This is a genomic window from uncultured Maricaulis sp., from assembly GCF_905480005.1.
Lineage (GTDB): Bacteria > Pseudomonadota > Alphaproteobacteria > Caulobacterales > Maricaulaceae > Maricaulis.
In genome coordinates this window covers 23,507-33,291 of sequence record NZ_CAJQOO010000111.1, presented here as the reverse complement: position 1 = coordinate 33,291, position 9,785 = coordinate 23,507, and the positions used below count along the sequence as shown (strand labels likewise).

The following is a 9,785-nucleotide window of genomic DNA, read 5'->3' as shown; positions in this document are numbered from 1 at the left end:
ATAACAACAATGTCAAAGAGCCGGGCCAAAACAACCGAAGTCGCTAAACCCGTAACCAGAGCTGAACATCACTGCCGCCCCGGCCAAGGAGGGCGGTGTTTAGGCCGCCCCATTCTCGAAGTCAATCGCGTTTTTCAGGGTCGTGCAGTTGATCTTCAGTGGCTCGAAAACCGGCGAAAATTTCACTGCCCGGAGCGCCGTATTGGACGCGCCGACCTGACTTAGAAAAACGACAAGACCTCGTATAATAAGCAAACGACGCTGGACCGCAAGGGAAAACCGCTGCGGCAGCGCCGGTGTGAGCGGGGTTCTACAGGACGCCACGCAGGACGCAACCCCCCTTTCACGAGATTTCTGCAGAGCAATGCAGGGCCTGTCCGGAATGCCGTGTCACACAAGGGTCATACCGTGTGCAGATCGCTGTCTGGCGCCCAGGAGCCAGGACTCAGGAGCCAGGGCTCAGGAGCGGATATAAGCCTGCAGCGCTTCGGCCTCGGCTTCCATATCCGCGAGTCTCGCCTTGACCAGATCCCCGATGGAGATGAGGCCGAGAAGCGCATCGCCCTCAATGATCGGGATATGCCGAACGCGCCGCTCGGTCATCAGCATCATGAGATCATTGAGGCTGGCATCGGCGCCGGCGGTGATGAAGGCGGCGGTCAGGGCGTGGGCCACAGGCCGGTGCAGGCAGGCGGCCCCATTCAGGGCCATTTCCCGCACGATGTCGCGCTCGGACAGGACCGCGACCGGACGCCCCTGGCCATCCTCGGCCAGGAGCGCGCCTATGCCATGGGCGTCAAGCAGGCGCGAGGCGTCTTCCAGGGTCGCCATTTCACGGATCGTGATCACGTCACGCCCCTTGGCATTCAGTATGGCCTCGACTCGCATGGCCACCCTCCCATCCGGTTACAGTTGCACCATACCACAAACCGGGTGAACGCCCCAGTCGGCGAACCGGGCGATCCCCGTCCGGTCCCGCCCTGCCCCGCCCCGTCAGGATGTGAATGAGGCTTTCGTGGACACGCTCCCGCCCCTCCGCCACTCTGCTGGCAACGCCCGGCCGGCCCGTCGGACCGGGTTTGCGGAGGGTCGCCGATGCAATACCGCCAACGCCTGGGACGCGATATCGACCGCTGGATTCGTGCCGGATGGATTGATGCCGCCTATCGCGACAGCATATTGGGCGATATCGGGCCCGGCCCGTCACGCCCCTCGGCCCTGGGAGTCCTGACGATTCTCGGCGCCGCCCTGCTTGGCTTGTCGGCGCTGACCTTTGTCGGCGCCAATTGGGATGCGATTCCCCGTCTCGCCCGTTTCGCCCTGCTGCTTGCCTGCCTGTGGGCGAGCCTGCTGGGCGGCGCCCAGGCCTTCCGGAGCGGACACGCCGCGCTGGGCCATGCCCTGAGCCTGCTGGGCGTGGTCCTGTTCGGGGCCGCCATCATGCTGACCGCGCAAACCTTCAACATGACGTCCTTCCGCAATACCGCGGTCCTGATCTGGGCGGCTGCGGGCGGCCTCACCGCCTGGCTGACCGGTTCCCGGCCGGTCCTCATCCTCGCCACCGGGCTGGGCGCGCTCTGGGCCGGACTGGAAGCAGCCAATCCCTATGTCACGGGGTCGATCTGGGGCTATTGGCCGGTCGCGGCCGCCGGTGCGTTGATGGCAATCCGGCTGCGCTCGAACGTGTCCATGCATCTGACCACGATCGCCGTGGCCCTCTGGATCGCGCACGCACTTTATGTGTGGGAGCGGGCCCACCCGATGAGCGACCCCGCTGTGCAGGCGATCGCCATCCTGACCTTTGGTGCACTGGCCCTGGCCGCCTCCGTCCTCCGCGACCGCGCCATTCCGGGCAGCGGCGTCGTCGCCGGCTGGATGACGGTGATCACGCTGGTCGCCGCCTTCCTGATACAATTCCCGCTGGATGGCGGACGCCCGGGCAGCGAGGCGCCGGCCAGTGCCGCCTATCTCGGCCTCGCCCTTCCCGCCCTGGCCGTCATCCTGGCCCTGACGGGCTGGCGCATCATGCGCGGACGCCTGACCCGGTGGGAAGGTGGCATACTGATCGCGGCCGGACTGGCGATCGCGGCCCTGCCACTGATCCTCGCCGACCTGTCCCCGGCACCCATCCTTTTGCGCATGGCCATCGGCGCCCTCCTCTATGCCGCCTTTACCGCCCTCATCCTGATCGGTGACCGACATGGCCGCGGCCTGTTGCGGGTCTGCGGGGTCACCGGATTCGTGCTGCAAACCCTTTATGTCTATGCCGAGACCTTCGAAGGCCTGCTCGACACCGCCCTTTTCTTCTTCGTGGGCGGTTTGATCCTGTTCGGTGCAAGCTTCGTGATCTGGCAGATCCGCAAACACCGACCGGTGCAGCCGGACCATGGGGAGGTGGCGTCATGAGTGTACACACCCCCACTCCGAAAAACCCGATCCGCCGGCTCGGCCTGGTCGCGGCTTTGATGTCCGCATTCCTGGTCTTCATGCTGGCCAGCCATGCCAATGCCCGCAGCCAGGGGACGGAATTGGTCATGACGGTGGACGGCTATGATCCGCGCGACATTTTCCTCGGCCATTACGCCCAGATCCGCACGCCGCTGAACATGCTGGACCCCGAAACGCTCGCCGGTGATGACACGTTCGAGCGGGATCAGCCGGTCTTCGTGACGCTGCAGATCGGGGCGGACGGGCTGGCCCGGCCGGTCGCCATCCACAGCGCCCATCCCGGGACCGGTCTGGTGGCCGAAGGGCGGGTCGCCTTTGAGAACGGGTTCCTGCACGCCCGTTTCAATATCGAGCGCTATTATGCCGACCGCACGGACGCTCTCGCCCTGCAGGACATGTTGCGCGCCGGCGGCCCGGATGAGGACCGCGTCCGGGTCATCGTGTCGCTGACCGGGTCCGGACAGCTGATGATCAAGGGGTTCGAGATCGATGGTGAGCGTCAGATCGACCGGATCTGGTGATCACGCACGGTCCTCGGCAAAGACGGCGATCACCAGCGGCGTCAGCACTATCCCGCCAAGCGTGCCACCGATATGGCCCAGCCAGGCAATCGGGATCGGCATCAGGTCGCCAACCAGACCGATCACAATATTGATCGCAATCCAGGGCAAGGCCAGGCGGGCCATCCCGCGCCAACCACCCCGCACCCAGCCGGCAGCCGCGATAAGGCCGGAGACGGCAGTCGATGCCCCGCCCATCGTCGTGGGTGTGCCTTGATGGAAAATGGCTTCCAACGCCGCGCCGGTCACCGCGCATGTGAAGAAGAGAAGCAGAAAGCCCGCCGAGCCGCGCAATCCATAGCCCAGGCGCTCGCCAACCGCTCGCCCCGTGGCCACCAGAATGGCCAGATTCATGGCGATGTGGAACAGGCCGAAATGGATGTAGACGTGAAGGAAGAAGGGCGCGACCGGCCCCAATGGCTGACGCGGAAGAGCGGCGCCCGGCTCGGCGGCAATGAACACGCCCGCATTGAAAACCCAGCGCTGGAAGTCAGGCCAGACCTGGCCGAGCAGGGACACGCTGACAATGCTGAGCGCAATCAGCAGGACGGCCGGCGGCATGGCGTTGAAGACCGGCGGTCGCGGCGGCGGCCTGCGTGACCACGGACCGTCAAACTCGTCCCGCTCCGGCACACTCATCGTCTCAACTCCCGCTTCCAACTGGCCCATTCAGGCATTCACCCGTCAAGGGCGACACGATTCCCCCTGCAGGGGAACGCACTTAGGACGGCACACTTTCTGGCACGCGCGTTGCAACTCCAGACCCAGAATTCGCGTCTAAAAGGACATGAGACAATGAAAACGCGCAGCTTCCCCACCGCGATCGGTGCCGCTTTTGCCCTCGCAGCCCTTTCGGCAGCGGCCCAGGCTCAGCAGGTTCAGACGACGGCCGGCTGGGAGCAGCCCTATGGTGGCACATCGGCCCAGGCGAGCCAGCCCTGGTCGGGCGCCACCGCCAGCGCCGGAGCGGCAGCCCGCTCGAGCGCCGGCAATCGCGTGATCATTGACGGAATCATCCAGACCGGTGTCGGGGTTTCCACCCAGACCGGCCTGTTTGGCGGCGGCGTCGGCGCAAACGCCTCCGCAATTGGCAATCAGCTCAATGTCAATGTGAGCGGCCAGTGGAACACGGTCATCGTGAATTCCAACCAAATCAATAATGGCGACATCAACGCCAGCGCACAGGCCCAAGGCAATGTGAGTACGGACAATGACCAAGACTAAGCTTTTGATGGCGACACTCGCCAGCGCCCTGGCGCTGACCGGGTGTGCGACCACGGCGCGCACCGGGGGTGCAGACGGAAACTATGCGACCCCGATCGGTGGCGCACCGGTGACCGCCAATCCGACCCCCTATTCGGAAGCGCTGGTCTGCCTCGCCAATTATGCCCGACAGAATGATCTGCAATCGCCGCGCATCGCCGTGGGGCGCCTCGCCGACTATACCGGCCGCGCCTCGCTCGAAGGTGGTGCCGCGGTGACCCAGGGCGCCTCGCTGATGGCGATCTCGGCCTTTGCCAAGGCCGGTGTCCGCCTGGTCGAGCGTTTCGACACCTCGGTGTCGGAACTGGAATTGCGCTATGCCAACAATTCGCTGATCGGCGACAATGGCACCCAGCGCCAGATCCATGCCGCCTCGCTGCCGGGCTCCGACTATCACCTGGTCGGCGGCATTACCGAGCTCAACTACAATATCCGCTCCTCGGGCATTGATGTCCTGGGTGGCGACCGGATCGACAGCGATCCGACCGGCGTCTTCAACCGCCGCATGTGGGTGATGAATATCGGCCTCGATCTGCGCCTCAACGAGACGCGCACGATGGAGACGGTCGACGTCATCTCCTACCAGAAGCAGATCGTCGGCCGCGAGATTTCGGCCGGGGTCTTTGCCTTCTGGGATGATGCGGTGATCGACATCTCCGGCGGTGGCCGCTCGCTCGAGCCGGTCCAGCTGGCCGTGCGTTCGGTGATCGAGCGCGCCGTCCTTGAAATTTCGGCGCAAATGTATGGCGTCGACCCGGCCGCAGCCTGCACCTATTCCGATCCGATCGGCGGCAGGACAGGCAGCCATTCCAACATCACTGGCGGCGTCAGCGCCACCCACACCTACGGTCAACGGGAGACCTCCAATGTCCAAGCGCGCAGCAATGTTGATCGCGGGCATGAGCGCCGCGACGATCACGTGCGCACCTATCTTCGCGGACGATACGACTGAGATCCTCAACGGCCAGGTCAATCTGGACGCCGCGATCACGGTCGTGACGACCGGTGAGACGGACCAGGCCGATGCCGTGTCCCAGTCTGCCATCGGTGCCGCGAATGCACTGACCGTCGACGTTGTGGAGCGCCATGACATCCAGTCCGACCAGACCTTCTCCGGTTCGGTTGACGCCCGCGCGGAAACGCGTGCCATGATGGTCGACGGCACTGCCGTAACCACCGCTTCGGCGATGGGCAATTCGGCCAGCGTGATCAATGATAATGGCATGGATGCCGCGATCAGCCAGACCGCGCTCGACGGCTCGACCGTCAATGCGACGGCGCAGCTGGAAGTCGGCAGCTATGCGATCTCCTCGGTGACCTCGGCGACGGCCTCGGCCAATGCCTTCCAGGGCACCACCTATGGCAGCGACACGAATCTGGCCTTGCGTCAGGATTCGGGCGCCGATGTCACGGCGGACGGATATGTCCTCGCCCCCGATGGCGGGCTGGGATATGCGGCGACCGTGCTCGGTGCGGCCAATGGCAATTCGGCGCAGCTGGAGGGCTATTACAATGGCCCGTCCCAGGTCGTTGATGTCGACCAGGACAATCGCGGCGACGTCACGGCACGCGCTCGCACCGATGCCGGCGGCACAGCGCGCACGCAAACCGTGGTCTCCTCAGCAAACGGCAATTCGGTCTGGATGCAGAATGAGAACGGCTATGCCCATAACCAGGGCGAGCAGGACAATGACGGGGCCGTCACGGCCGAGTCGGAAATCCTGGTCGGCAATTTCGACGCCGACGTGCTGAGCGTGTCGGCCGAGGGTGTCGGCAATTCCGCCATCATTTCGAATATCGGCGCCGATGCCTTCATGGGCCTCGACCAGACCAATAATGCGGCTGTGATCGCCCGTTCCAATCTGGACGGCGATGCCGGCGGCTCGGCCCTGGTCTCGGCGACCGCCTTTGGCAATGCCGCTACCACCTATGTCTGTTCCGAATGCCCGGTCACGGCGTGGGGCAACACCAATCAGACCAATAATGCCGCGGTCAGCTCGATCGTCACCGGCCGCATGAATACGGGCGGCGTCCTGTCCGGCGCGGCCACAGCGATCGGCAATTCCGCCACCTATCAAACAGTGAACCCGCAGTCGGGCAACTGAAGACATCCCATAGCCTTGGGAAAACTTGGCCCCGGTCGCGTGTTGTGCGATCGGGGCTTTTTTCTGTGCGGCACCCCCCCTCTCCCCCCTTGACCTGAGGCAGAGCGACGCAGGCGCTTTCGTCACATCTCGGCGCAGCGCTGGCGGGAGTAGCCTGAAGGGAATACGGAGGACACCCACATGAATCACAAACACCGCAAGACCCTGCATGCCCTTTTCGCCCATCCCGAGCCGGCCAATCTGGCCGCCGCCGATCTGGAAGGCCTGCTCAAAGACCTTGGTGCCGAGCTGCACGAACGCAGCGGTGCCAAATTCTCGGTCACGCTGAACGGCCACACCGCCAACTTCCACCACGCCCATCACAGCCTGCCGAAGGACGAAGTCCGCGCAATGCGGAAATATCTCGAATCAGCCGGTATTGATCCGGAGCGTGACTTTCCGCTTTGAGGATTGCGGCTGAATGAAGGGGGAACCCTCCTGCTCTCTCCGGGATTTACCCCTCACCCTGACCCTCTCCCAAGGGAGAGGGAAAGCGGCGTTGCCAGAAAAAAAATCACAAAACTTGTCCGCCCCCCTTCTCACCCATCCCATAATCCCCCTGTCCCGCGTCACTCGAGGCCCGGATTGGTGATCCGGGGGCGTTGGGAGGACGGAGCGCGTCCGGTTGCCTGGAATCACCGCCAGACCAACCCGGCGTGGCCATCGATGGGACGGCAGCACAAAGCTCGACTGCTTCACCCCATCGGTTTCGAGACGGGGCCGGAAACGGCCTCGAGCAAATCTCCGTGTGCGAGGTGCCCCCGGCGCCACCCACATACACGTCCATAGCAAGGCACCGGCAAGGCAACTCGCACCCCTCAACGGCCCAAACCGCCAGGCGAACGCGTCGTGGCGATACTGGTGTTTGCCCGGGGACAAAAAAATGCCCCGACCTGGATCAGGTCGGGGCAGTCAGTGGATGATGTTGTCTTCGAATGCGGATCAGCGATAGCCGCCGACGCCGCCATCCAGCATGAGGGTCATGGAGACCGTGCGGCTGCTCTCGCGCTCGACCTCGCGGCGGACACGCTCGGTATAGCGCTCCTCGCGTCGCATGAAGACGAGCTTCACGCCGGGGCCGTGCACACGCAGGAGCGAGCGCTCATTGCAATTACGGCGCGGGATCTGGGTTTCGCAGCGCAGATTGCCGCCAGCGGTATGACGCAGGGCCTCGCCCTTGCGGCACATGATGGTCGGGGCCTCGTCCCAGTTATAGACACCGTCAATGACCCAGCCGATCGTTGTCTGCATGGCGGTACCGGCGACACAGCGGAACAGCTCGCCATCATAGGCCGCGCCAACCCGGTCCTCGGCATCGACACGCGAAGCCGGGTGCGGCGTGCCATTGTCATCAACACAAACGGCGCGCACGACGCGCCATTCCTCGACCCAACGGGTCCGCTCTTCCTCGTAATACTCGTACTCGTACTCTTCCTCGACGCCGACCACATTGAGACCGGTGATCGCGGTCGCGGCCGGAGCCGTCGTCATCGGCGTGTAGGAGCCTCCACCGATATAGGTGACCGACCCCGCACCCGCGCCGGCACGGGCGTTGGCGCCCGCATTGGCATTGGCCGATGCGTTGACATTGACATTGGTGTTCACATTGACCCGGGTCGAGACATTCACGCCGACATTGATGTTGCCGCCATGGATATTGATGTTCGGGACATTGACCGTATGGCCGCCACCATGCGTACAGCAGGAAGGCGGCGGAGGCGGCGGCGTGCAGCAGCCATCACCCGGTCCACCGACAGCTCCGGCCGAAGCCGGGGCAGCAAACAGGGCGAACGCAGCGCTCGCTGGGATCAAAAAGGCGTGCCGGGCTGAAACGCGCATGGTCGTGCTCCTTACGTATTGCCCCCGTCCTTGCAAAGGCAGGGCCAATTCCCCGTCGCGTGCCGGAACGCCGGTTTCGCCTCGCTGAAGAAGCCGCAATCCGCGCATTCCCGCCTCAGGCGTATGGCCCCGTTCTTGAAGCGGGACAGGCCTTGGCGATGACCGGTGTGTCACGCCGCGAAGCGATGAGAAGAGTGGAGACGTTCATGCGCCACGCGCAATCAAAGGCCCTGCATGCCTATTGGCAGACCCGACGCCAGGGCGGCGCAGCCCCGCATCGTGCCGATATCGAACCGCAGGATATTGCGGGCCTGCTCGGCTATGTCTTCATCCTGTGGCGTGCCGATCCGCAACACCATATCTTCCGACTCGCCGGCACACATTTGTGCGATCTCTATCAGCGCGAATTCCGGGAACAGAACTTCCTGTCCCTGTGGCGCGGCCATGACCGCACCCATGTCCAGGCCGTGCTGGAAGCGTCGATTACCGGCTGCGCGCCGGCGTCGGTCATCGCCCGCGCCAACTCGCTCGACATGCATCAATTGCCGGTCGAGATTTCATTCCTGCCATTGCGCGGCCCCTCCTGCACGATCGACCGCACGCTGGGCCTGTTCCAGCCGCTCGATACGACGGACGCCTTCAAGGGCCGTCCCGTCGTGCGGACATCACTGCGGGAGATCCACCCGCCGGCCATGCCGGGGCATATCTTCCCGGGCCTCGCCGTGGATGATCGCTCAGGTGTAAAAAAGGTCGCAAACGATCAGTGATCGCAAAACCTTTTTAACGCCTTTGACCTAAGAGTGTGGGCTCGCAGGAGCTCATCGCTATGCATGACGAATACGGCCGGCTCGACCGTCGCAAAATCAAGATCGCTGCCCGCGGCGCCCAGGAGCGCCGCCGACACGCGCGCGTCCCCCTGCAATTGCATGGCCGTCTCTGGTCCGAGGCCGGCGGCGAGCATGCCTGTCGCCTGATCGACATCTCACCCGGCGGAGCCCGCATTGTGTCCCGCATGCGGATGGTTGACGGCACGCGTGTGGTTTTGATGGTCACATCGATCGGCCGTATTGAAGGTCAGATCGTGCGCCAGGCCGGTGACGAAATCTCGATCCGCTTCAACGCTCCGCTGCGCAAGCGTGACAAGCTGGCCGACGCAATCACCTGGCGCTTCAACAAGGACCGCCTCGGTCTGGATGAGGACCGCACGGCCCCGCGCAAGCCGGGACGTGGCCGGGCCAAGATCCTGCTGTCCGATGGTGTGGTCATCCAGGCCAATGTCGTCGATGTCTCGGTGACCGGTGCGGCCTTTGAATGCCTCGAGCGACCGCGGGTTGGCGAAGCCCTGCGTGTCGGGGAGATGTCAGGACGTGTGGCTCGCATTCTGGACAACGGGTTCGCGGTCGTGTTCGATCCGCCTGAGGCCGACGCGAGCGGCCATGAAGCAGCCTGAACGAGTCACCGATCGATAATTTGTCCGCCTTTCCGGGGAATTCCGCCAATGCGGCCCGATTCTTGCCGTATCCTCGTGTTA

General features: G+C 64.1%; 11 protein-coding genes. 8 read left to right on the top strand and 3 right to left on the bottom strand.

Features of this window, described 5'->3' with window-relative positions; translation table 11 throughout:
• Positions 1-459: 459 nt before the first annotated feature.
• On the bottom strand, positions 460-888 hold the full coding sequence (locus tag QZ266_RS09980) for a CBS domain-containing protein (protein WP_295694653.1): 429 nt from the start codon (positions 886-888) through the stop codon (positions 460-462).
• 207 nt (positions 889-1,095) lie between these two features.
• On the opposite strand from QZ266_RS09980, the gene QZ266_RS09975 reads away from it, so the two are divergent.
• Both QZ266_RS09975 and QZ266_RS09970 read left to right on the top strand, forming a co-directional pair.
• Positions 1,096-2,406 carry a DUF2157 domain-containing protein gene (locus QZ266_RS09975; protein ID WP_295694651.1) on the top strand — a complete coding sequence of 437 codons (1,311 nt, stop codon included), beginning with the start codon at positions 1,096-1,098 and terminating at the stop codon, positions 2,404-2,406.
• The gene (locus tag QZ266_RS09970; protein ID WP_295694649.1) at positions 2,403-2,969 is read left to right on the top strand and encodes a GDYXXLXY domain-containing protein; all 567 of its coding nucleotides are present in this window, start codon (positions 2,403-2,405) and stop codon (positions 2,967-2,969) included. The genes QZ266_RS09975 and QZ266_RS09970 overlap by 4 nt, the downstream gene beginning before the upstream one ends.
• Here QZ266_RS09970 and QZ266_RS09965 read toward each other — a convergent pair whose 3' ends face one another.
• Positions 2,970-3,647: a rhomboid family intramembrane serine protease gene (locus tag QZ266_RS09965; protein ID WP_295694647.1), complete on the bottom strand. Its 678-nt coding sequence runs from the start codon at positions 3,645-3,647 to the stop codon at positions 2,970-2,972.
• 156 nt (positions 3,648-3,803) lie between these two features.
• On the opposite strand from QZ266_RS09965, the gene hfaA reads away from it, so the two are divergent.
• From hfaA to QZ266_RS09945, 4 genes are all read left to right on the top strand, one after another.
• A complete protein-coding gene (gene hfaA / locus QZ266_RS09960) occupies positions 3,804-4,232 on the top strand; it encodes a holdfast anchoring protein HfaA (RefSeq protein ID WP_295694646.1) in 429 nt (142 codons plus the stop codon).
• Positions 4,219-5,223, top strand: a complete 1,005-nt coding sequence (hfaB, locus tag QZ266_RS09955) for a holdfast anchoring protein HfaB (RefSeq protein ID WP_295694645.1) — start codon at positions 4,219-4,221, stop codon at positions 5,221-5,223. Before hfaA ends, hfaB begins: the two co-directional genes overlap by 14 nt.
• Complete coding sequence (gene hfaD / locus QZ266_RS09950; RefSeq protein ID WP_295694644.1) at positions 5,138-6,376, top strand: holdfast anchor protein HfaD; 1,239 nt, start codon at positions 5,138-5,140, stop codon at positions 6,374-6,376. The genes hfaB and hfaD overlap by 86 nt, the downstream gene beginning before the upstream one ends.
• Before the next feature lie 180 nt (positions 6,377-6,556).
• Positions 6,557-6,823: a hypothetical protein gene (locus QZ266_RS09945; protein WP_295694643.1), complete on the top strand. Its 267-nt coding sequence runs from the start codon at positions 6,557-6,559 to the stop codon at positions 6,821-6,823.
• Positions 6,824-7,357: 534 nt separating this feature from the next.
• Here QZ266_RS09945 and QZ266_RS09940 read toward each other — a convergent pair.
• Complete coding sequence (locus QZ266_RS09940) at positions 7,358-8,254, bottom strand: hypothetical protein (RefSeq protein ID WP_295694642.1); 897 nt, start codon at positions 8,252-8,254, stop codon at positions 7,358-7,360.
• 206 nt (positions 8,255-8,460) lie between these two features.
• Here QZ266_RS09940 and QZ266_RS09935 point away from each other — a divergent pair, with 206 nt between their 5' ends.
• Together QZ266_RS09935 and QZ266_RS09930 are read left to right on the top strand one after the other, a co-directional pair.
• Complete coding sequence (locus tag QZ266_RS09935; protein WP_295694641.1) at positions 8,461-9,021, top strand: PAS domain-containing protein; 561 nt, start codon at positions 8,461-8,463, stop codon at positions 9,019-9,021.
• A gap of 59 nt (positions 9,022-9,080) precedes the next feature.
• Complete coding sequence (locus QZ266_RS09930) at positions 9,081-9,704, top strand: PilZ domain-containing protein (protein ID WP_295694640.1); 624 nt, start codon at positions 9,081-9,083, stop codon at positions 9,702-9,704.
• The last annotated feature ends 81 nt before the right edge of the window (positions 9,705-9,785 follow it).

What these genes read in the sequence shown, in the direction of transcription:
- QZ266_RS09980 (WP_295694653.1), bottom strand. Translation starts at nt 888, where the DNA reads ATGCGAGTCGAGGCCATACTGAATGCCAAGGGGCGTGACGTGATCACG.
- QZ266_RS09975 (WP_295694651.1), top strand. Translation starts at nt 1,096, where the DNA reads ATGCAATACCGCCAACGCCTGGGACGCGATATCGACCGCTGGATTCGT.
- QZ266_RS09970 (WP_295694649.1), top strand. Translation starts at nt 2,403, where the DNA reads ATGAGTGTACACACCCCCACTCCGAAAAACCCGATCCGCCGGCTCGGC.
- QZ266_RS09965 (WP_295694647.1), bottom strand. Translation starts at nt 3,647, where the DNA reads ATGAGTGTGCCGGAGCGGGACGAGTTTGACGGTCCGTGGTCACGCAGG.
- hfaA (WP_295694646.1), top strand. Translation starts at nt 3,804, where the DNA reads ATGAAAACGCGCAGCTTCCCCACCGCGATCGGTGCCGCTTTTGCCCTC.
- hfaB (WP_295694645.1), top strand. Translation starts at nt 4,219, where the DNA reads ATGACCAAGACTAAGCTTTTGATGGCGACACTCGCCAGCGCCCTGGCG.
- hfaD (WP_295694644.1), top strand. Translation starts at nt 5,138, where the DNA reads ATGTCCAAGCGCGCAGCAATGTTGATCGCGGGCATGAGCGCCGCGACG.
- QZ266_RS09945 (WP_295694643.1), top strand. Translation starts at nt 6,557, where the DNA reads ATGAATCACAAACACCGCAAGACCCTGCATGCCCTTTTCGCCCATCCC.
- QZ266_RS09940 (WP_295694642.1), bottom strand. Translation starts at nt 8,254, where the DNA reads ATGCGCGTTTCAGCCCGGCACGCCTTTTTGATCCCAGCGAGCGCTGCG.
- QZ266_RS09935 (WP_295694641.1), top strand. Translation starts at nt 8,461, where the DNA reads ATGCGCCACGCGCAATCAAAGGCCCTGCATGCCTATTGGCAGACCCGA.
- QZ266_RS09930 (WP_295694640.1), top strand. Translation starts at nt 9,081, where the DNA reads ATGCATGACGAATACGGCCGGCTCGACCGTCGCAAAATCAAGATCGCT.